At 64.0% G+C, this 22,870-nt stretch carries 18 protein-coding genes and 1 pseudogene; 5 read left to right on the plus strand and 14 right to left on the minus strand.

From position 1 onward, the window contains the following. The first annotated feature begins 133 nt into the window (after window positions 1-133). Window positions 134-1,900 (plus strand): response regulator, encoded by a 1,767-nt coding sequence (locus tag ATF69_RS02895; RefSeq protein ID WP_056060415.1) that lies wholly within the window; start codon window positions 134-136, stop codon window positions 1,898-1,900. A gap of 52 nt (window positions 1,901-1,952) precedes the next feature. On the opposite strand, the gene nudB is transcribed toward ATF69_RS02895, so the two are convergent. The 14 genes and pseudogenes from nudB to serA all read right to left on the minus strand — a co-directional run bounded on the left by nudB (window position 1,953) and on the right by serA (window position 18,326). After that, window positions 1,953-2,429, minus strand: coding sequence for a dihydroneopterin triphosphate diphosphatase (gene nudB / locus ATF69_RS02900; RefSeq protein WP_146869844.1), 477 nt, complete (start codon window positions 2,427-2,429; stop codon window positions 1,953-1,955). Window positions 2,430-2,440: 11 nt separating this feature from the next. Further along, complete coding sequence (locus ATF69_RS02905) at window positions 2,441-3,268, minus strand: CsgG/HfaB family protein (RefSeq protein WP_056060409.1); 828 nt, start codon at window positions 3,266-3,268, stop codon at window positions 2,441-2,443. A 137-nt stretch (window positions 3,269-3,405) separates the two neighbouring features. Next, window positions 3,406-5,223: an aspartate--tRNA ligase gene (aspS, locus tag ATF69_RS02910; protein ID WP_146869845.1), complete on the minus strand. Its 1,818-nt coding sequence runs from the start codon at window positions 5,221-5,223 to the stop codon at window positions 3,406-3,408. Window positions 5,224-5,276: 53 nt separating this feature from the next. After that, entirely contained in the window at window positions 5,277-5,897 is a 621-nt protein-coding gene (locus ATF69_RS02915; RefSeq protein ID WP_056747297.1) for a DUF502 domain-containing protein, read from the minus strand. Window positions 5,898-5,905: 8 nt separating this feature from the next. Continuing rightward, entirely contained in the window at window positions 5,906-6,256 is a 351-nt protein-coding gene (locus tag ATF69_RS02920) for an FmdB family zinc ribbon protein (protein ID WP_056060401.1), read from the minus strand. Between the two features lie 64 nt (window positions 6,257-6,320). Continuing rightward, window positions 6,321-7,767: pseudogene (locus ATF69_RS02925) on the minus strand (high affinity choline transporter 1). Window positions 7,768-7,866: 99 nt separating this feature from the next. Beyond that, window positions 7,867-9,432 (minus strand): ubiquinone biosynthesis regulatory protein kinase UbiB, encoded by a 1,566-nt coding sequence (gene ubiB, locus ATF69_RS02930; RefSeq protein ID WP_056747295.1) that lies wholly within the window; start codon window positions 9,430-9,432, stop codon window positions 7,867-7,869. Beyond that, the gene (locus tag ATF69_RS02935; protein WP_108498344.1) at window positions 9,429-10,067 is read right to left on the minus strand and encodes a hypothetical protein; all 639 of its coding nucleotides are present in this window, start codon (window positions 10,065-10,067) and stop codon (window positions 9,429-9,431) included. The genes ubiB and ATF69_RS02935 overlap by 4 nt, the downstream gene beginning before the upstream one ends. A 61-nt stretch (window positions 10,068-10,128) precedes the next feature. Beyond that, a complete protein-coding gene (locus tag ATF69_RS02940; RefSeq protein ID WP_146869846.1) occupies window positions 10,129-11,166 on the minus strand; it encodes a Tim44 domain-containing protein in 1,038 nt (345 codons plus the stop codon). Between the two features lie 36 nt (window positions 11,167-11,202). Continuing rightward, window positions 11,203-11,934: a bifunctional demethylmenaquinone methyltransferase/2-methoxy-6-polyprenyl-1,4-benzoquinol methylase UbiE gene (ubiE, locus tag ATF69_RS02945; protein WP_056060384.1), complete on the minus strand. Its 732-nt coding sequence runs from the start codon at window positions 11,932-11,934 to the stop codon at window positions 11,203-11,205. A gap of 215 nt (window positions 11,935-12,149) precedes the next feature. Next, entirely contained in the window at window positions 12,150-12,572 is a 423-nt protein-coding gene (locus tag ATF69_RS02950) for a gamma-butyrobetaine hydroxylase family protein (protein ID WP_099731079.1), read from the minus strand. A gap of 79 nt (window positions 12,573-12,651) precedes the next feature. Continuing rightward, window positions 12,652-13,083 carry an HIT family protein gene (locus ATF69_RS02955; protein WP_146869847.1) on the minus strand — a complete coding sequence of 144 codons (432 nt, stop codon included), beginning with the start codon at window positions 13,081-13,083 and terminating at the stop codon, window positions 12,652-12,654. Next, a complete protein-coding gene (locus ATF69_RS02960) occupies window positions 13,083-16,997 on the minus strand; it encodes a DUF3683 domain-containing protein (protein ID WP_146869848.1) in 3,915 nt (1,304 codons plus the stop codon). The genes ATF69_RS02955 and ATF69_RS02960 overlap by 1 nt, the downstream gene beginning before the upstream one ends. A 99-nt stretch (window positions 16,998-17,096) precedes the next feature. Then, entirely contained in the window at window positions 17,097-18,326 is a 1,230-nt protein-coding gene (gene serA, locus ATF69_RS02965; RefSeq protein WP_056747288.1) for a phosphoglycerate dehydrogenase, read from the minus strand. Between the two features lie 300 nt (window positions 18,327-18,626). Here serA and ugpB point away from each other — a divergent pair, with 300 nt between their 5' ends. From ugpB to ATF69_RS02985, 4 genes are all read left to right on the plus strand, one after another. Next, window positions 18,627-19,940: a sn-glycerol-3-phosphate ABC transporter substrate-binding protein UgpB gene (gene ugpB, locus ATF69_RS02970; RefSeq protein ID WP_056060369.1), complete on the plus strand. Its 1,314-nt coding sequence runs from the start codon at window positions 18,627-18,629 to the stop codon at window positions 19,938-19,940. Window positions 19,941-20,060: 120 nt separating this feature from the next. Continuing rightward, window positions 20,061-20,942 carry a sn-glycerol-3-phosphate ABC transporter permease UgpA gene (gene ugpA / locus ATF69_RS02975; protein WP_015012736.1) on the plus strand — a complete coding sequence of 294 codons (882 nt, stop codon included), beginning with the start codon at window positions 20,061-20,063 and terminating at the stop codon, window positions 20,940-20,942. 2 nt (window positions 20,943-20,944) lie between these two features. Continuing rightward, entirely contained in the window at window positions 20,945-21,796 is an 852-nt protein-coding gene (ugpE, locus tag ATF69_RS02980; protein WP_056060366.1) for a sn-glycerol-3-phosphate ABC transporter permease UgpE, read from the plus strand. Window positions 21,797-21,857: 61 nt separating this feature from the next. Further along, on the plus strand, window positions 21,858-22,868 hold the full coding sequence (locus ATF69_RS02985; protein ID WP_056060362.1) for a sn-glycerol-3-phosphate import ATP-binding protein UgpC: 1,011 nt from the start codon (window positions 21,858-21,860) through the stop codon (window positions 22,866-22,868). Window positions 22,869-22,870: the final 2 nt, after the last annotated feature.

Here is a 22,870-nt window from a genome sequence, read left to right on the forward strand (position 1 = left end):
TTGCCGCTCCTAGGACTGGAGATTGTGTCGCAAGCCGTGGTGGCAAGGGGTTTGCCCGACGCAGGCAGGGGGCGGCAGCGCTTTACACTGGAGACTCCAACATTTTGAGCACGCAGGGACGGCCCCGACCCCCATGGCTACCGAGAGCGGCCCCAATCCCGCCCCACAGACCCAGGCGCTAATCGTGGACAGCAATGCCACATCGCGCAGCATTCTGGTGGGGCAGCTGCGCGAGTACGGCGTGACCCGCATCGTGCAATGCTCCCGTGTGCAGGACGCGCGCGCCCGGCTGGAGCACACGGTGTTCGACTACGTGTTGTGCGACCAGTTTTTTGGCGAATCCAACTACTCGGGCCAGACCCTGCTGGACGACCTGCGGCGCGCGCAGTTGCTGCCGTTTTCCACAGTGTTCTTCATGGTCACGGCCGAGGCGTCGTACGCCGCAGTGGCCGAGGCCGCCGAGTCGGCCCTGGACGGCTACCTGCTCAAGCCCTTCACGCCCAGCGCGCTGTTCGAGCGCCTGAGCCTGGCGCGCCTGCGCAAGATCCACCTCAAGCCCATTTTCGATGCCATCGAAGCCGAGGACTTCGAGCAGGCTGCAGCGCTGTGCGTGGAGCGTTTCGAGGCCCGCAAGCCCTATTGGCTGTACGCCGCCCGCATCGGGTCGGAGCTGCTGCTGCGCTTGGGCCGCCACGACGAGGCGCGCACCCTGTTCGAGGCCGTCATCGCGGCACGGGCCCTGCCCTGGGCCAAGCTGGGCGTGGCCCGCGCACAGATCGAATCAGGCCAGGCCGCTCGCGCCATCACCACCTTGCAGGAGTTGATTGGCGAAGACGCGTCGTTCGCCGACGCCTACGACGTGCTGGGCCGCGCGCAGGTGGAGATGGGCAATTTTTCGCAGGCCATCGAGACCTACCGCACGGCCAGCACCCTCACGCCCGACTCGGTGGTGCGGCTGCAGAAGCTGGGGATGATGTCGTACTACATGGGCGACCGCGCCACTGCCACCAAGGTGCTGGCACGCGCCACAGTGCTGGGCATTGACTCCAAACTGTTCGACTACCAGTCGCTGGTGCTGCTGACGTTTGCGTATTACGCCGAGAACGACCGCAAGGGCATCGAGCGCTGCATGGCCGACTTTGCGCGCATCCTGGAGCGCCACTACGGCAGCGCGCGCATCCGGCGTTTTGCCGAGGTGGCGCGGGCGCTGCAGCTCATCCAGCAGCGGCAGTTTTCGCAAGCGGTTGAATCGGTGCGTGGCATGGCCCGCGAGATCACGTCCAGCACCTTCGACTTTGAGGCTGCTTGCAACCTGGGCAGCCTGCTGGCCGTATTGGCCGTCACGTCTATCGAGCTGCCCGAGGGCGACAGCTGGGTGCTGGCACTGGGCATGCGCTATGCCAACACACGCGGCTTGACCGAGCTGATGGCCAACGCCTGCAACCTGCATGAGCCTTACAGCCAACTGGTGCGAGACTGCCTGCAACGCGTCAACAAGACGGCCGAAGTCGCCATGGCGCAAAGCCTGGGCGGCGACCCTGGCGGTGCCGTGCAAAACCTGCTGGCCGAAGCCGAACGCACCCTCAACTCCAAACTGCTCGATATGGCACAGCAAGTGCTGCTACGCCATGGCGCGCGCATGGCCGCCCCCCAACCGCTGCAAGAGAGCATCGACGCACTGCGCGCACGCATGGGTAGCACCCCGGCGAGGGCCATCCTGGGGCAAGACAGTGAACGCCACCCCGGCGGTGTGGCGCTGAGGGTGCGGGGCAGCAGCGACAACACACCCACGCGCACTCCGCAGCCATCGCCCGACAGCTCGGCCCTCGGCCCGTCGCCCGCAGACGATGCGGACGATCCTGCTGCTGCCCTGCGCTTGCGGCCTCCAGACGCCTCTTGAGGCGACGCCGCCCGGCCTTGCCCCTGTTGCCTCCGGGCCATTCGGAGTCCACTCACCCGAGATGCAAAAACCGGGGGAGTAACAGGCACGCCTCAGCATTGGACGCTGAAAAACACCGGTCAGCGGCCTGCTGCCAGGGCAGCCACTCATAGGCATCGTGCTCACGCGGGCTCAGCACCACGGGCGTGCCTGCGGGCACACGCAGGCCAAACACGCGCTCACGGTTGCGCACCACGCCAGGGGCATAACGGTGCAGCCATTGGGGCCAGATGTCGTACACGTTCTCCAGCGCCCAGTCGGTCAGCAGACAGCCCGGTGCCAGGGTGTCTATCCCGGTTTCTTCGGCCACTTCACGGCGTGCGGTCTCGGCAAAAGGCTCGTCCAGCGCATCCTTGCTACCGGTGACCGACTGCCAATGCCCCTCGCCCCCGGTGCGGCGGATCAGCAGCACCTCCAGCGCGGGGGTGTGGATCACCACCAGCACCGACTCTGGAAGCTTGTAAGGCCGCGGTGGCCCGGCGGCTGCCATGGCCTGTGCCTTCAGCCCCCCTTGGGGCGCTGGGCTGCCGTGGTGGTGGGCACGGGCGGGGGCAGCTCTTTGGCCTGCAACGCACGCGCCTGCACCACCAGCTGGTTGTGCGCGTCCAGAAACGCCGCAGCAATGACCTTGCCTTCGTTGGTATTGCTCCAGCCAGCGCCCGCAGCACCGCCCAGCTTGCCGAACACCAGGCCGCCCACCCCCAGGTCGGTGGTGCGCGCTGAGCCTGTGGCCGCCGCTACCTGTTCGGTGGTTTCGTTGTCGGACAGCAGCAAGGCCGTCTGTGCTTCCTTGAACTTGACCTGCTCCACCAGCCCGGCCAGGCCTGCGATGTCGCGCAGTACCGGGATCATGGCAATCACCCCGGCCAGGCCCCGGCCCGCATCCTGCTCGCTGAACGTGAGGCTGGGCGTGAGCGTGTACTGCGCCTCGTACCCCTTGCCCTTGGCCACGGTGGAGTTGTTCTTGCGCAGGATGCCTGCGTCCTTCAATTCCTGTTCCTGCACAGTGCCCTTCAGGCCCGCTGCCCGGTCCACCACGCGGAAACACCCGCTCTGCTGGGCCAGCAGCTTGACCAGCGGCACCGGCGACGCGGGCAGCTGGTAGCCCGAGCCCATGATGTAGCCATTGGGGTTCTCGGCCAGCGCCAGCGTGGCCACGGGCGCATCGCAACGCACCAGCTCACGGGCCGCGTTCTGCGCGCCCTGGGGCCCGGCCGAGCCCGTGACCACCGAGCCGCCCTGCCCCAGTTCGGTCTTCTTCTCGCCGCATCCGGCCAGGGCGATGCATGCGGCCGCAAGCAGCCAATGGGAGCGTGTCAACAAACGCATGGAAGTACCTCTTTCAGTCCGTGCACGGCAGCCAGTGCCCGATGCGCCGCGCATGAAAAAAGCGGCCAGGGCGCAAGGCCCGAGCCGCTTGGTGTGCGATGCATGGCTGCATGCGCGAAGGACGTGTGCGTCCGGAATCAGGCCGCAGTCTTGACCGCGTCGGGGTTGCGCAGGCGGATGTGCAGCTCGCGCAGCTGCTTTTCGTCCACAGGGCTGGGCGCCTGCGTGAGCAGACACTGGGCGCGCTGGGTCTTGGGGAAGGCGATCACGTCGCGGATCGACTCAGCACCGGTCATCAGCGTCACGATGCGGTCCAGGCCAAAGGCCAGGCCGCCGTGCGGAGGCGCGCCGTACTGCAGCGCATCCAGCAGGAAACCGAACTTGAGCTGGGCTTCTTTGGGCGTGATGTTGAGGGCGTCAAACACCTTCTGCTGCACATCGGCGCGGTGGATACGGACGGAGCCGCCACCCATTTCCCAGCCGTTGAGCACCATGTCGTAGCCCTTGGAGATGCACTTCTCGGGCGCAGTGACCATCCAGTCTTCGTGACCATCCTTGGGGCTGGTGAAGGGGTGGTGCACCGAGTTCCAGCGCTGGTTTTCCTCGTCGTACTCGAACATCGGGAAATCAACCACCCACAGCGGTGCCCAGCGGTTCTCGAACAGGCCGTTCTTCTTGCCGAACTCGCTGTGGCCGATCTTGATACGCAGCGCGCCGATCGCGTCGTTGACGATCTTTTCCTTGTCGGCACCGAAGAAGATCAGGTCGCCATCCTGTGCGCCAGTGCGCTCCAGCACGGCTTGCAGGGCTGCGTCGTGGATGTTCTTCACGATGGGCGACTGCAGACCGTCACGGCCCTTGGCCAGTTCATTGACGCGGATGTAGGCCAGGCCCTTGGCGCCGTAGATCTTGACGAACTCGGTGTAGGCGTCGATTTCTCCACGGCTGATGCCGCCGCCTTCGACCGAGCCACCGGGCACGCGCAGGCCGACCACGCGGCCATTCTTCATGTTGGCGGCGCCCGAGAACACCTTGAAGTCCACGTCCTTCATCACGTCGGTCAGCTCGGTGAATTCGAGCTTCACGCGCAGGTCGGGCTTGTCGGAGCCATACAGGCGCGCAGCGTCCTGGTAGGTCATGACGGGGAACTCGCCCAGGTCCACGCCCAGCGTGTTCTGGAACACCGTCTTGATCATGCCCTGGAACATGTCGCGGATGTCCTGCTCTTCCATGAACGATGTCTCGATATCGATCTGGGTGAACTCAGGCTGGCGGTCAGCACGCAAGTCTTCGTCGCGGAAGCACTTGGTGATCTGGTAGTAGCGGTCGAAGCCCGCCACCATCAGCAGCTGCTTGAACAGCTGGGGCGACTGGGGCAATGCGAAGAAATGGCCGTCGTGCACGCGGCTGGGCACGAGGTAGTCGCGCGCGCCTTCGGGCGTGCTCTTGGTGAGCATGGGGGTTTCGATGTCGATGAAGCCATTCGCATCGAGGAACTTGCGCACCTCCATTGCCACCTTATAGCGCAGCATCAGGTTGTTCTGCATGTACGGGCGGCGCAGGTCCAGCACGCGGTGCGTGAGGCGCGTGGTTTCCGACAGGTTTTCCTCGTCGATCTGGAACGGAGGCGTGACGGAGGGGTTGAGCACGTTCAGCTCATGGCACAGCACTTCGATCTGGCCGGTCTTGAGCTTGTCGTTGGTGGTGCCTGCTGGGCGTGCGCGCACCACACCCTTGACCTGCACGCAGAACTCGTTGCGCACGCCTTCGGCGACCTTGAACATCTCGGCGCGGTCGGGGTCGCACACCACCTGCACGTAGCCTTCGCGGTCGCGCAGGTCGATGAAGATCACGCCCCCATGGTCACGGCGGCGGTTCACCCAGCCCGACAGGGTAACGGTTTGGCCCAACAGGGCTTCGGTCACAAGACCGCAATAGTGGGAACGCATGGCCATGACAAAACTTCCGGCGCCGCAGGGCGCGTTGACGTTGAAAGAGATTGCTTTTCTTACTTGGGTGGGGGCAGCGTGGGGTCCGCTGGAGCCACCACACCCATGGAGACGATGTACTTGAGGGCGCTGTCCACACTCATTTCTAGCTCGACACAGTCGCTCTTGCGAACCATCACAAAATACCCCCCCGTGGGGTTGGGGGTGGTGGGCACGTATACGCTGACGAACTCGTCGCGCAGGTACGCAGCCACTTCACCATTGGGGGCGCCGGTGACGAACGCCACAGTCCATACCCCTTCGCGGGGCCACTGCACGAGCACGGCCTTGCGAAAGGCATTGCCGCTCTCGGAGAACAGCGTGTCCGACACCTGCTTGACGCTGGAGTAGATAGAGCGCACCACCGGAATGCGGTGTACCAGCGCGTCGCCCCACTGCACAAGCTTGCGGCCCGCAAAGTTGCTGGCAATGGCGCCCACCACGAGCAAGATGGCCAGCGTGAGGACTACACCAAAGCCCGGGACATGCACTCCGAGCAGCTTGTCGGGCTGCCACGCGCCGGGCAGGATCTGCAGGGTCTGGTCGAGCGTGCTCACAATCCAGTTGAGCACCCAGGCCGTGATGACACCGGGCACGATGACCAGAAGGCCTGTCAACAGCCATTTGCGCAGGGCAGCCATGCAGGTCCTCAGCTCGAAGAGGAAGAAGTGCCACTGGTACCGGTGGTGCCGGTAGCGCTAGCAGTGCTTGTGCTGGCCGCTTCCTTTTTAGGAGCATCACCGCCACTGGCAGGTGCCGCTGATTCAGTCTTGGACTCCGACTTGGCCTCGGTGGCCGGGGCGGAGTTGCCACCGTTTCCGCCACGGAAATCGGTCACGTACCAGCCCGAGCCCTTGAGCTGAAAACCTGCGGCAGTGACCTGCTTGGAGAAGGCTTCGGCGCCGCAGGCGGGGCACACCGTCAGGGGTGCGTCGGAGATTTTTTGCAGCACATCCTTGGCATGGCCACAGGAGCCGCATTTGTAGGCGTAAATAGGCATGTCAGTGTGTTGAGGGAAAGTGCAAAACCCTCAATTATAGGCGGCATGCCCCTTGACCCCCGCGTTACTCGACCCCAACCATCTTGTGGTGGGAGGCATGGCTGTTGCGGATGGCCTGTGGCCCGAGGGAGCCGATCAGCATGCCCGCCAGCGCGGCCAGCAAACCCGCCAGCTGCGCAGGAAAGATTGCCCCCGCCGGAGTGGACAGGAACAGCAGCCAGGTCACCAGGCCCAGCACGATGGCAAAGATGGCGCCCTGCGTGGTGGCACGCTTCCAGTACAGGCCGAACACCAGCGGCACAAACGCTCCCACCAGCGGCACCTGGTAGGCACCCGACACCAGCTCATAGATGGAAGTACCCTGCATGTAGATGGCATAGGCCAACACGCAGGCGCTGAAAACGAGCGTAGTGATGCGCATGGTGCGCAGATGCTGCTTGTCCGAGCTGTGCGGGCGGAACTGGCGCCAGATGTTTTCGGTGAAAGTGACGCTGGGCGCCAGCAGCGTGGCGGAGGCCGTGGACTTGAGCGCCGACAGCAGGGCCCCAAAGAACAGCACCTGCATCACAAAAGGCATCTTCTCCAGCACCAGCGTGGGCAGCACCTTTTGCGGGTCGTCCTTGAGCAGCGCAGCCGTTTCCGTGGGCATGATGATGAGCGCGCTGGCCACCAGGAACATGGGCACAAAGGCGAACAGGATGTAGCAGATGCCACCGATCACGGGGCCGCGCGTGGCTGCCTGGATGTTGTTGGCCGACATCACACGCTGAAATACGTCCTGCTGCGGGATGGAGCCGAACATCATGGTCACGCCCGCGGCGATGAAGAACACCACGTCATGGAACTTGGGCTCAGGCAGGAACCGGAACAGCTCACGGCTGGACGCGAACTCGATCACCTTGTCCGCCCCCCCCGGCCATGTTGCCCGCAAACACGGCAATGACGGCCAGGCCCACCACCAGGATGATCATCTGAATGAAATCGGTGACCGCCACCGACCACATGCCGCCGAACAGCGTGTACGCCAGGATGGAGACCACACCGATCGTCATGCCCACCGGAATGCTGATGGCACCGCCAGACAGCAGGTTGAACACCAGGCCCAGCGCTGTGACCTGGGCAGAAACCCAGCCCAGGTAGCTCAACATGATGATCAGCGAGCAGACGATTTCCACCGTGCGGCCATAGCGTTCGCGGTAATAGTCGCTGATGGTGAGCAGCGTCATGCGGTACAGCTTGCCGGCAAAGAACAGGCCGACCAGGATCAGGCAGAAGCCCGCGCCGAACGGGTCTTCCACCACATTGCCCAGACCGCCCTCGATGAACTTGGCGGGAATGCCCAGCACGGTCTCCGACCCAAACCAGGTGGCAAACGTGGTGGTGATGATCATGTACAGCGGCAGGTGGCGCCCGGCAATGGCAAAGTCCGCAGCGTTCTTCACACGCCGGGCTGCCAGCAAGCCGATGCCGATGGTGATCAGCAGGTAAACGATAACCAGGGTCAGCAGCACAGCGCGCTCCTCTCTCTTTTTGTCTCGGTCGGTCCAGGGTGAAGAAATCCGACCTGCACCCCGGCGCTCCCCACACCGGGGCACCGGGCATGCAGATCGTCAGAAAAGCCGGATTCTGATCAGCAGTTGGATGAGCAGCAAGCCCAGCACAAACCCGACCCCAGCAAAAATGATGCCTTGCAGCAGCCGGTTGGTGCGTTTTTGCGCTTCCAGCAGTTCACGCAGTGCAGGCTCGTGGTCTGCCGGGCGCTGGCGCAGCGCGTCGTAGATGAGTCGTGGCAGCTCGGGCAGCAGCTTGGCATAGTGCGGCGCCTCGGCCCGCAGCTCGCGCCATAGGCGCTGGGGGCCCATCTGCTCCAGCATCCACTTTTCAAGGAAGGGCTTGGCCGTGCTCCACAGGTCCAGGTCCGGGTCCAGCTCGCGGCCCAGGCCCTCGATGTTGAGCAGGGTCTTTTGCAGCAGCACCAGCTGGGGCTGAATCTCGACATGGAAGCGGCGCGAGGTCTGGAACAGCCGCATCAGCACCAGGCCCAGCGAGATTTCCTTGAGTGGGCGGTCAAAATATGGCTCGCACACGGCGCGGATCGCCGACTCGAGGTCATTGACCCGCGTTTCGGGCGGCACCCAGCCGCTTTCGATGTGCAGCTCTGCCACCCGCTTGTAGTCGCGCCGGAAGAACGCCACAAAGTTCTGCGCCAGGTATTCCTTGTCCACTTCGGTCAGCGTGCCTACGATGCCGAAGTCCAGCGAGATGTAGCGGCCGAACGTGGCAGGCTCCAGACTCACCTGGATGTTGCCCGGGTGCATATCGGCGTGAAAAAAACCGTCGCGAAACACCTGGGTGAAGAAGATGGTGACGCCGTCGCGCGCCAGCTTGGGGATGTCCACACCGGCCTCCCGCAGGCGGTCGATCTGGCTGATGGGCACACCGTTCATGCGCTGCATCACCATGACCTCGGGGTGGCAGAAGTCCCAGAATATCTCGGGGATCAGCACCAGGTCCAGCCCGGTCATGTTGCGGCGCAGCTGCGCAGCGTTGGCAGCCTCGCGCACCAGGTCCAGTTCGTCGTGCAGGTAGTTGTCAAACTCTGCCACCACCTCACGGGGCTTCAGGCGCTTGCCATCGGCAGACAGGCTCTCCACCCATCCCGCCATCATGCGCATGAGGCTCAGGTCCTTCTCGATCACCGGCAGCATGCCAGGCCGCAGTACCTTGACGGCTACCTCGCGCTCAATGCCCTGGCGGTCGCGCAGCGTGGCGAAATGCACCTGGGCGATGGACGCGCTGGCCACCGGTGTGCGGTCGAAAGAGGTGAACACCTCGTCCACCGGACGACGGAAGGCACGCTCGATGGTGGCGATGGCGATGTCAGGGTCGAACGGCGGCACGCGGTCCTGCAGGCGGGCCAGTTCGTCGGCAATGTCGGGCGGAAGCAGGTCGCGGCGGGTGGACAGCACCTGACCGAACTTGACGAAGATAGGTCCCAGGCTTTCCAGCGCCTCGCGCAGGCGTTGCCCACGCGGTGCATCCAGATTGCGCCCGATGGACACGATGCGCGAGATCATGCGCAGCCACGGCTTTTGAAAGCTGTCGAGCAGCAAGCCATCCAGGCCGAACCGGAACACCACCCACAGGATGGCCGCTCCCCGCAAGAAGCGCTTCATGCGTCGGCCCGGTCCGAACCAGCCGAAGGTGACAGCGGCGCCGCCGCCGGCGCGCCGGGCGCCACCGGTGCCGTCGACACGACCACTGCAGAAGACGCCGCGCTGGCGGCAGCCATGCGCGAACCCACAAACTGGCGTAGCGCCTGCGCAGCCCGGCTGGCAAACTGCGCCAGCGTATGCGCAGGGGCATCGCCAATCACGCGGGCCAGGTCTTCCTCCACATCCCAGCGCACATGGTCCACCAGCCAGTTGATCTCGGCCGCCAGTTGCACATCGCCCTCAATGCGGATGGAGGGCTTGTCGCCCCGCAACGCAGCCTGGGCCAGGGTGATGGGGGAGGTATCGGTCACTTCCAGCCGCAGGTCTGGCACCGCGGATTCGGGCGCCAGGTTGAACAGGCCCGCAGGGGTGATCACCAGCGACAGGGAATAGGCCCGCCACTGCACCCTGGCGATGCGGCCCTTTTGGCGCACCAACCGGTCCGTGGCTTCTTTCTCCTGCATCAGCACATGGTTGAGAAACAGCACCAGGCGCTGCTGCACCTCGTGGACCAGCCATTGCGGGGGCTGCGGGCCGGCTGCCAGGCGCTCGAAGAGGCCGTCCAGAAAAGGAAAAGGGGACTGTGGTGTTGCCATAGTCCCCGATTATTCCCTGAACTGGAATGCCCCTGGCACGCAGGGGCCCCGTGGGCGGTGTTTACTGCAGGGCTTGCACGCCTGCCACCAGCCAGCCGGTGTTGCCCGCCTTGGGCTTGGTCATGTTCCAGACCTCACGGAAGGGGCTGGGCCCGGCCGAGGGTTCTTCGCGGATCATGCCCGAGAACTCGACGCTGGCCATGTAGCCGTCGCCCAGGTCTTCGATGCCCAGCAGCTGCGCTTCGATCATGACCACATCGGTGTGATTGGGCTGTGTGCCCCGGTGGGCTTCGCGCTCGGTCAACTGGGTGCGGATCTCATCGAGCATGTTGTCCGTCATCATGGACCGCAGGGTGGCGATGTCCGAGCGGTCCCACGCGCCCTGCAAGGTCACGAAGTTGCGCTTGGCGGCCGCCAGGAAACCCTCGGTGTCGAAATCGGCGGGCACACCCCAGTTCTGCGAACCCGACAGGCCCGAACCGATCACCACACCCGAACCCACGCCACCCTGCCCGGCACGCGAGGCATCAAATGCCATGCTGCTGCGCTCCCAGGGGCGGGCCGATGCGTCGTTGCCCACGTTGTTGGGGCTGTACTGCGGCGGCACCTGGGCAGCGGCGGGCGTTGCAGCCCCTGCGCCCTGAAAGGCGAACGGAGCACCACCTGCAGCATTGCCCGAGCTATTGCTACCGCCGTTGCGCGACCGCATGACCATCTTGAAGATGGCAAACGCCGCCAGCGCCAGCAGCGCAATCATCAGGATGTTGCCAAAGCCCGCGCCCAGGCCCAGCGAGTGCGCCAGCCAGGCCAGGCCCAGACCCGCCGCCAGGCCGCCCAACATGGCACCCCAGGGCTTCTTGGCCGGCGCGGCCGGAGCCGCTGCCGGCGTGGCGGTAGCAGGCTTGGCTGCCGCAGCCGTGTTGGTCGCGCTCTGTGCCGGTGCGCCCGGCGTGGCGGGCGGCGTGGCCGACTCGCGCTGCGTCACATTGCTGGACTGCTTGCCCACCGATTTGCCACCACCCAGTCGCCGCGCGGCGTCGGCATCGGCGTGCGCAAACGCCAGCATCGCGACCAACACCACAGACCACAGTTTCATCATGACTTCTCCGTCTCCGTTATCGACCGAGCAAACCGCTCAGCACTTGATTCCAACATGGAGGGCCACAATGCCCCCCGTCATGTTGTGATAGTCCACATGCCCAAAACCATTTTTCTGCATGAGGCTTTTGAGTTCTTCCTGCCCCGGGTGCATGCGGATGGACTCCGCCAGATACCGGTAGCTCGCGTCGTCGCCCGCCACCAGCTTGCCCAGCTGGGGCAGCACCTTGAACGAGTACCAGTCGTACACCTTGGTCAGCGGCTGCGCCACTTTGGAAAACTCCAGCACCAGCAGCTTGCCGCCGGGCTTGAGCACACGGCACATCTCGGCAATGGCCTGGTCCTTGTGGGTCATGTTGCGCAAGCCAAAAGCCACGCTCACCACGTCGAAATGCGCGTCGGGGAACGGCAGCTTTTCAGCGTCGCAGACCAACGTAGGCAGCACCACGCCCTCGTTGATGAGCCGGTCACGGCCCACACGCAGCATGGCTTCGTTGATGTCGGTGTGCACCACACGGCCCGATGCCCCCACCTTCTTGGAAAACGCCAGTGCCAGGTCACCGGTGCCACCCGCAATGTCCAGCACCTGGCTGCCTTCGCGCAGGTTGGCCACCATCACGGTGTAGGCCTTCCAGGCACGGTGCAGACCCGCCGACATGAGGTCGTTCATCACGTCGTACTTGGATGCCACGGAGTCAAACACACCGCGCACGCGGCGTGCCTTTTCCTGCTCGTCCACCGACTGAAAACCGAAATGCGTGGTGCTCATAAGAATCATGCTAGGCGCGTGAACGCCAGAGGTACAGCGACAACCCCGCACTGAATTGGGGCATCTGTCGCAATTTGGAGAACGCTATTGAAACAAAACCAGCCGCTAGCGCAAGCAAATATTGCGCTGATAGCTATATTTTCAATAGCACCTTGACGCACAGGGACTTGTACGGCTTTTGGCGGCAGGCCCCCTGAACAGGCCTGCCAAGGGCGTCAGTGACTGCCGCAGGCGTGGCCCCCTGCACCACCCTTGGGCGCCATGGGTGCATCTCGGTCGGCCCCCGCCGCAGCCAGCCGCTCGGTGTACTGGGCCCACAGTGCGTCCTGCTTCTGGCCCAGCTCGTAGAGATAGTCCCAGGTGAAGATGCCGCTGTCGTGGCCGTCGGAGAACGTGGGCTTGACCGCGTAGTTGCCCACAGGCTCCAGGTTGATGAGCGCCACATTGCGCTTGCCCGTCTGCAGCACCTCCTGCCCCGGGCCGTGGCCTTGCACCTCGGCCGAGGGCGAGTACACGCGCATCAGCTCGAACGGAATGCGGAACGTGGCGCCATCCGAAAAACCCACCTCCAGCACGCGCGACTGTTCATGCACCGTCAGGGCCTGCGGCGTGGGAGCGCCCGCTTTCAAACCTGCCATGGAATCACCTTGAGAAAACTGTTGTCAGGAACGACGGCTGCCATTGTCCCACCCGCCCGGGCACACGCTGCCAGCAAGGTTACCGGGCGGCCCACTGCGCCAGCTGGGACTGCAGCTGCGCTTCCAGCGCGGGCAACAAGGCCCGCACGGCGGCCTCTTGCGCTGCGGGGCTGGGCCGCTGCGCAGTCGCCCACACAGGGGCCGGGAAGTGACTGTCCCAGTCAAACCGCGCAATCACATGCCAGTGCAGGTGCGGCACCATGTTGCCCAGCGCTGCGATGTTGACCTTGGTGGGCGACAGGTGCTGGCGCAGCGCCTGCTCCACCAGGGTCACGGCTTCCATGCAATGCGCACGGTCAGCGGCGGCCAGGTCCGAGAACTCGGCTACATGCGCGTTCCAGACCACGCGGTAGAAGGCGGGAAACCCCGCCTCCTGCGCACGGATGACACGCAGGCGCTCGCCACGCCAGACCAATGCGCCGCCGTCTTCAGCGCACAAGGGGCAGGTCATCAGACCAGCACCCGCTCAATGCCGCCGTTGTTGGCACGGTGTACGTACTCGGGCATCCAGTTCTCGCCCAGGATCTCGCGCGCCATCTCGACCACGATGTAGTCGGCTTCGAGCAAGCCGTTGTTCAGGTCGCCTTCGTAGCGGTTCAGGCCCTGCAGGCAGCTGGGGCAGCTGGTGAGGATCTTCACGTTGTCCTGCGCGCCGACAGCACCGCTGGCACGCAGCTGGGCTTCGCCCTTCTTGATCTCTTCTTCCTTGCGGAAGCGCACCTGCGTGGACACGTCGGGCCGGGTCACACCCAGCGTGCCCGACTCGCCGCAGCAACGCTCGCTCTTCAAGACCTGCTCGCCCACCAGCGCCTTCACGGTCTTCATCGAGTCCTGCAGCTTCATGGGGTTGTGACAGGGCTCGTGGTACAGGTAGGCGCCCTTGCCTTGCAGCTGAATGCCCTTTTCCAGCAGGTACTCGTGGATGTCGATGATGCGGCTGCCCGGGAAGATCTTGTCAAACTCGTAGCCCTGCAGCTGGTCGTAGCAGGTGCCGCAACTCACCACCACGGTCTTGATATCGAGGTAGTTGAGCGTGTTGGCCACGCGGTGGAAGAGCACACGGTTGTCCGTGATCATCTTCTCGGCCTTGTCGAACTGGCCCGAGCCGCGCTGGGGGTAGCCGCAGCACAGGTACCCAGGCGGCAGCACCGTCTGCACGCCCGCGTGCCACAGCATGGCCTGGGTCGCCAAACCGACCTGCGAGAACAAGCGCTCTGACCCGCAGCCAGGGAAGTAGAACACCGCCTCCGTCTCGGCCGTGGTGGCCTGCGGGTTGCGGATGATCGGCACGTAGTCCTTGTCCTCGATGTCGAGCAGCGCGCGCGCCGTCTTCTTGGGCAGGCCGCCTGGCAGCTTCTTGTTGATGAAATGGATCACCTGCTCCTTGATCGGAGCCGTGCCCACCGTCGCGGGCGGCTTGGCCGTCTGCTTGCGGCCCACCTTGCGCAGCAGGTCCACGGCCATGCGCTGGGCCTTGAAACCCACGTCCACCATGGCCGAGCGCATCAGCTTGATGGTGTCCGGGTTGGTGGCGTTGAGCATGGTCATGGCCAGCGCGTTGCCGGGGCGGAAGGTCTTCTTGCCCATCTTGCGCAGCAGGTTGCGCATGTTCATGGTGACGTCGCCGAAGTCGATCTTCACCGGGCAAGGGCTCTCGCATTTGTGGCACACCGTGCAGTGGTCGGCCACGTCCTCAAACTCCTGCCAGTGCTTGATGCTCACGCCCCGGCGGGTCTGCTCTTCGTACAGGAACGCCTCGACCAGCAGCGAGGTGGCCAGGATCTTGTTGCGCGGGCTGTACAGCAGGTTGGCGCGTGGCACGTGCGTGGAGCACACGGGCTTGCACTTGCCGCAGCGCAGGCAGTCCTTGACAGAATCGGCAATGGCGCCGATGTCGCTCTGCTGCATGATCAGCGACTCATGCCCCATCAGCCCGAAGCTGGGTGTGTAGGCGTTGGTCAAATCGGCATGCAGCGCCGGTTTTGAAGCCAAATCGGCACCAAGCGCTGGTTGAATATGCTCTGAATGCTCCTGATTTCGGAGCAATTTACCTTTGTTGAAGCGGCCTTCCGGGTCCACCTTGCGCTTGTACTCGGCAAAGGGGCGCAGCTCTTCATCGGTCAAAAACTCCAGCTTGGTGATGCCAATGCCGTGTTCGCCCGAGATCACGCCGTTCAAGCTGCGCGCCAGCACCATGATGCGCGCCACGGCCTCGTGCGCCGTCTGCAGCATCTCGTAGTCGTCGCTGTTGACGGGGATGTTGGTGTGCACATTGCCGTCGCCTGCGTGCATGTGCAGCGCCACCCACACGCGGCCCTTGAGCACGCGCTTGTGGATGGCCACGGCCTCGTCCAGGATGGGCTTGAACGCCGCGCCAGTGAAGATGCCTTGCAGCGGCGCCCGCAGCTGGGTCTTCCAGCTAGCGCGCAGGGTGTGATCCTGCAGTTGGGGGAAGAGCGTTTCCACATCGTGCAGCCAGCCCTGCCACAGGGCGCGCACCTCTTCCACCAGCGCGAGGGCCTGGGCCACGCGGTCTTGCAGCAGTTCGGGCGAGGGCACTTCGTCGTCGGCGTCGTGCTTGCCCAGGGGCAGGTTGCCACGCTCGAAGAACTCGGTCAGTGCGTCGCACAGCTTGAGCTTGTTGCGCAGGGAGAGCTCGATGTTGATGCGCTCGATGCCGTCGGTGTACTCGGCCATGCGCGGCAGCGGGATCACCACGTCTTCGTTGATCTTGAACGCGTTGGTGTGGCGGCTGATGGCCGCCGTCTTCTTGCGGTCAGCCCAGAACTTCTTGCGCGCATCGGCCGTGATGGCCACAAAGCCTTCGCCGCTGCGCGTGTTGGCCAGGCGCACCACTTCGCTGGTCACGCGGGCCACGTCGTCGGCGTTGTCGCCCGCGATGTCGCCGATCAGCACCATCTTGGGCAGGCCCCCGTTGCCCTTTTTGCTCTTGGTGGCGTAGCCCACGGCCTTCAGGTAGCGATCGTCCAGGTGCTCCAGCCCCGCCAGCAACACGCCGCTGCGCTTTTGCTCGGCGAACATGAAGTCCTTGATTTCCACAATGGAAGGCACGGCGTCCTTGGCGTTGCCAAAGAACTCCAGGCACACGGTGCGCGTGTGCTCGGGCATGCGGTGCACCACCCAGCGCGCGCTGGTGATGAGGCCGTCGCAGCCCTCTTTCTGGATGCCGGGCAGGCCCGCCAGGAACTTGTCCGTCACGTCCTTGCCCAGGCCTTCCTTGCGGAAGGTGCGGCCGGGGATGGCCAGGCGCTCGGTGCGCACGGGCGTCTTGCCGTCGGCCTCGAAGTACTGCAGCTCGAAGGTGGCGGTTTCCACATCATGGATCTTGCCCATGTTGTGGTCCAGGCGCGTCACTTCGAGCCACTGGGCGTCGGGTGTGACCATGCGCCAGCTGGCCAGGTTGTCCAGCGCCGTGCCCCAGAGCACGGCCTTCTTGCCGCCCGCGTTCATGGCGATGTTGCCGCCAATGCACGATGCCTCGGCGCTCGTCGGGTCCACCGCAAACACAAAGCCCGCACGCTCGGCCGCATCGGCCACACGCTGGGTGACCACGCCGGCTTCGGTCCACACCGTGCCCACCTCGCGGTCCAGGCCCGGCAGGCGGCGCATTTCCACCTCGGTCATGGCTTCGAGCTTTTCGGTGTTGATGACCACGCTCTTCCACGTCAACGGAATGGCGCCGCCGGTGTAGCCGGTGCCGCCCCCGCGCGGGATGATGGTCAGGCCCAGTTCGATGCAGCCCTTCACCAGGCCAGCCATCTCGACCTCGGTATCGGGGGTGAGCACGACGAACGGGTATTCGACGCGCCAGTCGGTCGCGTCGGTCACATGGCTCACGCGGGAGAGGCCGTCGAACTTGATGTTGTCCTTGGCCGTGAGGCGGCCCAGGGTTTTCTGGATCTGGCGGCGCAGTTGCGCGGCCTGCTCGAAGGTGGCGTTGAATTCGGCCACAGCGCGTCGCGCGGCGACGACCAGCTCACCGACCAGACGGTCGCGCTCGGCATCGTCTGCGGGGGTGCGGCGTTTTTCGATCTCGCCCAGGCGGTGCTGCAAGGCATCCACCAGCAGCTTGCGGCGCGAGGGGTTGTCCAGCAGGTCGTCCTGCAGGTAGGGGTTGCGCTGCACGACCCAGATATCGCCCAGCACCTCATACAGCATGCGGGCCGAACGGCCCGTGCGGCGCTCTTTGCGCAGCTGGTCCAGCACCTCCCAGGATGAGGACCCCAGCAGCCGGATCACGATCTCCCGGTCGGAAAACGAGGTGTAGTTATAGGGAATTTCACGCAGTCGGGCAGGCTCGGCGGCCTGCGTCTGCAAGGCCGCCAACGCGATCGGTACATTCATGGGGGTCTACCTGGGGTGGGGGCACGATTTTAAGCCACCGGCCTGCGGCTTGCCGGGCCGGGGCTGTCTGACAGAGCCGGAACCGGCCCCGCAACAGTGTCAGAACAGCACGCGGCTGCGCAGGGTGCCGCTGACCTGGGCCAGCTTGTCCAGCGCCAGGTCGGACGAGGCGGCGTCTATGTCGATGACCACGTAGCCGATCTTCTCGTTGGTCTGCAGGTATTGGGCCGAGATGTTGATCTGGTTGTCCGAGAAGATGCGGTTGATCTCCGACAGCACGCCCGGCACGTTGCGGTGGATGTGCAGCAGACGGTGCTTGCCGGGGTGGGCCGGTAGCGCCACCTCGGGAAAGTTGACCGACGAGGTGCTGGTGCCGTTGTCGCTGTATTTCACCAACTTTTCCGCCACTTCGAGGCCGATGTTGGCCTGTGCCTCCATGGTGGAGCCGCCGATGTGGGGAGTCAGGATCACGTTGTCCAGCCCGCGCAGGGGCGACACAAACTCATCCTTGTTAGTACGCGGCTCGACCGGGAACACGTCGATGGCGGCGCCCAGCAGCTTCTTGGCCTGGAGCGCTGCAGCCAGCGCTTCAATATCCACCACCGTGCCCCGCGCGGCGTTGATGAGGATGCCGCCCGGCTTCATGGCCGCAATTTCGGCGGCGCCGATCATGCCCTCGGTGGACGGCAGCTCGGGCACGTGCAGGCTCACAATGTCGCTCTGGCCCAGCAGATCGTGCAGGTGCTGCACCTGGCGGGCATTGCCCAGGGGCAGCTTGTTGACCACATCAAAGAAGGCCACGTGCATGCCCATGGCCTCGGCCAGCACCGACAGCTGGGTGCCGATGGAGCCGTAGCCCACGATGCCCAGGGTCTTGCCACGGATCTCATACGCGTTGTCGGCGCTCTTGAGCCAGCCGCCCCGGTGGGCCACCGCGTTTTTCTCGGGCACGCCGCGCAGCAGCAGGATGGCTTCGGCCAGGACCAGTTCGGCCACCGAGCGGGTGTTGGAGTACGGCGCGTTGAACACCGCAATGCCGCGCTCGCGCGCAGCGTTCAGGTCCACCTGGTTGGTGCCAATACAAAAGCAGCCCACGGCCACCAGCTTATGGGCCTGGGCAAACACCTCTTCGGTGAGCTGGGTGCGCGAGCGAATGCCCACAAAGTGCACATCGGCGATCTTGCGCTTCAGTTCCTCGTCCGGCAGCGCACCGGACACCGTCTCGATCTGCGTATAGCCTGCCGCCCGGATCACATCCACTGCGGAGGAGTGGATGCCTTCGAGCAGCAGAAACTTGATCTTGTTCTTGTCGAGCGAATTGGTGGCCATGGCGATGAAGGAGAAGGGATAGGAGAAGGAAACGTCCGGCGCGCGACGGCGCGAACGAACCGAGGGTGCCCACGCATGTGAACAGTCACCAGCATGGTGCATTGCACAAAACCTTGCAAGCCTCGGCAAATGCGCCACACCTTGTCACAAAAAGGTCACAATCGCACCCCTCACGGGTACCCCAAGGGGTTTCCCCGGTTGTTGCAGGGCGCGGGCTCATGCGACAACGACATATCAATGTCACAGAGGCTGCATAGCATCCGGCCCTTGTGCTTTTCGTCATCCTCGGAGGAAATATTCATGAAAACGAAGCTTCTGGCGGTCTGCGCTGCTGTTGCCATGTCGGTCTGCGCACCTGCGCAAGCACAGGCACCCATTGAGATCCAATGGTGGCACTCGATGAGTGCAGCGCTGGGCGACTGGGTCAATGACCTGGCCAAGCAATACAACGCCAGCCAATCCCAGTACAAGGTCGTGCCCACGTACAAGGGCCAGTATGACGAATCGATGACCGGCGCCATTGCCGCCTTCCGCGCTGGCAATGCCCCCCACATCCTGCAGGTGTTCGAAGTGGGCACCGCCACCATGATGGCCAGCAAGGGCGCCATCGTGCCTGCGGCCAAGGTGCTGAACGACGCGGGCTTCAAGTTTGAACCCACCGAGTATGTGTCCGCAGTGGCCGGCTACTACACCGCCCCCAACGGCCAGATGCTGAGCTACCCGCTCAACAGCTCGACCACGATCTTCTATTACAACAAGGACGCCTTCAAGAAGGCTGGTCTGGACGCCGACAAGCCGCCCAAGACCTGGCCCGAAGTGTTTGCCGCCGCCTCCAAGCTCAAGGCCAGCGGCCACAGCTGCCCGTTCACCACCAGCTGGGTGAGCTGGACGCAGCTGGAAAGCTTCTCTCTGTGGCACAACACCCTGTTCGCCTCCAAGAACAACGGCTTTGACGGCAACGACGCGCAACTGCAGATCAACACCCCGCTGCACGTTCGCCACTTCGAGAACCTGGCCAAGGCCTCCAAGGAAGGCAGCTTTGTCTACAAGGGCCGCAACAACACCGCCGATGCGTCCTTCCCCTCTGGTGAATGCGCCATGATCACCGGCTCGTCGGGTCTGTACGCCCGCGTGGCCAAGGAAGCCAAGTTCGCCTACGGCATCTCCACCCTGCCTTACTACCCCGATGTGAAGGGTGCCCCACAGAACACCGCCATCGGCGGCGCCAGCCTGTGGGTGATGGCCGGCAAGAAGCCCGAGGAATACAAGGGCGTGGCCAGCTTCCTGAACTTCCTGAACGACACCAAGGTGCAGGCTGCCAGCCACCAGCGCACGGGCTACCTGCCTGTGACCATGGGCGCCTACAAGCTCACCGAGGCGTCTGGCTTCTATGACAAGAACCCCGGCACCGACGTGGCCGTGACGCAGATGATCCGCAAGGCCACTGACAAGTCGCGTGGCATCCGCCTGGGCAACTTCGTGCAGATCCGCTCGATCATCGACGAGGAAACCGAACAGATCTGGTCGGGCAAGAAGTCGCCCAAGGAAGCCCTGGACACCGCCGTGACACGTGGCAACGAGCAGCTGGCCCGCTTCGCACGCGCCAACAAGTAAGCACGGTCCACCATCTGTCGATGTCACCTGGCCACCCGGCTGGGCGGCATCGAAAGCCCGCCGCCCCGTCAACCAACCTGGTTCACGGGGCGGCGGGGTTTTCTTTTTGAGAGTTTCGTCATGGAAAAACGCGTACTTTTCCGCTCTGCGTGGCTACCCTGGGTGCTTCTGGCTCCCCAGCTGGTCATCATCAGCGTGTTCTTCTTCTGGCCCGCAGGCCAGGCCCTGGTGCAGTCGTTCCAGATGCAGGACAGCTTTGGCATGTCCACCGAATGGGTGGGGCTGGACAACTTCAAGGCCCTGTTTGAAGACCCGGGCTATCTCGCCTCGTTCAAGACCACGGCCTTCTTCTCGATCCTGGTGGCGGTGGTGGGCATCGGCCTGTCACTGATCCTCGCGATCTTCGCCGACCGCATCATCAAGGGCGCCATCGTCTACAAGACCGCCCTGCTGCTGCCCTACGCCGTCGCCCCCGCGGTGGCAGGTGTGCTTTGGATGTTCATGTTCTCGCCCTCGCTGGGTGTGGTGGCCTACATGCTGCGCCAGTCGGGCTTTGACTGGAACCACATGCTCAACTCCGACCACGCGATGACGCTGATCGTGATTGCAGCGGTGTGGAAGCAGATCTCCTACAACTTCCTGTTTTTCCTCGCAGGTTTGCAGTCCATCCCCAAGTCGCTGATCGAAGCCGCCGCCATCGACGGTGCGGGCCCCTGGCGCCGGTTCTGGAGCATTCAGTTCCCGCTGCTGTCGCCCACCACGTTCTTCCTGCTGGTGATCAACGTCGTGTACGCGTTCTTCGACACCTTTGCCATCGTGGACTCGACCACCCAGGGCGGCCCCGGGCGCGATACCTCCATCCTGGTCTATAAGGTGTACCACGATGGTTTCAAGGCCATGGACATGGGCGGCTCGGCCGCGCAATCGGTGGTGCTGATGGCCATCGTGGTGGTACTCACCGTCATTCAGTTCCGCTACGTTGAGAAAAAGGTTCAATACTAAAAATGGTCGAACGCAGCCCCTATCTCACCGCGTTCTCGCACCTCATCATGGTGCTGGGCGTGATCATCGTCGGCTTCCCGCTGTACCTGGCCTTCGTGGCCTCCACCCATACCGCACAGGACATCGTTCAGGTGCCCATGCCCATGGTGCCCGGCAGCAACTTCTGGCAGACCTACCACGACGCGCTGTTTGGCGGCGGCGCGGGTGCGGGCTCCACTGCGCCTGTCGCCCGCATGATGTGGGTGAGTTTTGTCACCGCCATGGTCATCACGGTGGGCAAGATCGCCATCTCGCTGCTGTCGGCGTTTGCCATCGTGTACTTCCGCTTCCCCTTCAAGGGCATCTGCTTCTGGCTGATCTTCATCACGCTGATGCTGCCCGTGGAGGTGCGCATCGGGCCTACCTACCAGGTCGTATCCAACCTGGGCATGCTCAACACCTACGCGGGCCTCACGGTGCCGCTGATCGCCTCGGCCACCGCCACCTTCCTGTTCCGCCAGTTCTTCCTGACGGTGCCCGATGAGCTGGTGGAGGCCGCACGTGTGGACGGCGCCGGTCCGATGCGCTTTTTCAAGGACATCCTGGTGCCGCTGTCGCGCACTTCGGTTGCCGCACTGTTCGTGATTCAGTTCATCTACGGCTGGAACCAGTACCTGTGGCCGCTCTTGGTGACCACGTCCGAAGACATGTACCCGGTGGTCATCGGCATCAAGCGCATGCTGGCCGGTGGCGACGCAGGCAACGAATGGAACATCGTGATGGCCACGGCCCTCTTGGCCATGCTGCCGCCTGCCTTTGTGGTGGTCGTCATGCAACGCTGGTTCGTCAAGGGCCTGGTGGACACCGAAAAATAAGACAAAACTCCTGCAAGCGCTTGTTCAATAAGCCCCTGTAGCTATCAAATTCATTGCACATATGGCATCCCTCTCTCTTCGCAACATCGTCAAGCGCTACGGCGTGGGCCCCAAGGCCAACCAGGTCATCCACGGCGTGAACGCCGAGGTCAAGGACGGCGAGTTCGTCGTCATCGTTGGCCCCTCGGGCTGCGGCAAGTCCACCCTGCTGCGCATGGTCGCGGGCCTGGAAGAAATCTCCGGCGGCGAACTGCGCATTGGCGACCGTGTGGTCAACGACCTGGAACCCGCCCAGCGCGACATCGCGATGGTGTTCCAAAACTACGCGCTGTACCCCCACATGACGAACTTCGAGAACATGGCCTATGGCCTGAAGATCGCCAAGGTACCCAAGGAAGAGATCAAGGCGCGCGTCGACAAGGCCGCCAAGATCCTCGAACTGGGCCACCTGCTGGAGCGCAAGCCGCGCGAGCTGTCAGGCGGCCAGCGCCAGCGCGTGGCCATGGGCCGCGCCATCGTGCGCCAGCCCCAGGTGTTCCTGTTTGACGAGCCGCTGTCCAACCTGGACGCCAAGCTGCGCGCCCAGACCCGCCTCGAAATCCAGAAGCTGCACCGCGAACTGGGCATCACCAGCCTGTTCGTGACACACGACCAGGTCGAGGCCATGACGCTGGCCCAGCGCATGATCGTGATGAACGCGGGCAACATGGAGCAGTTCGGCACGCCCGAAGAGGTCTACCACACGCCCGCCTCCACCTTCGTGGCCAGTTTCATCGGCTCGCCGCCGATGAACCTGCTCAAAAACGCACCAGGCGCCAAACCGGGCACCATTTTGGGCATCCGCCCGGAGCATCTGGATGTGCGCAGCGAGGGTTGGGCCGTTACCGTCGAAACTGTGGAGTTGCTGGGTGCCGAGCGCCTGATCTACGGCCGCATCAACGGCGAACAGATCATCGTGCGGGTAGAAGAAGGCACCCACGCGCCGCAGCCGGATGCGGTGATCCACGTCGTGCCCCGTCCCGACCGCCTGCACGCTTTCGATGCCACCACCGGTAAACGCATCCCCGACTGAGC

Origin of the sequence: Acidovorax delafieldii, assembly GCF_007993815.1 — a bacterium.
In the GTDB taxonomy this organism is placed as follows: domain Bacteria; phylum Pseudomonadota; class Gammaproteobacteria; order Burkholderiales; family Burkholderiaceae_C; genus Acidovorax; species Acidovorax delafieldii.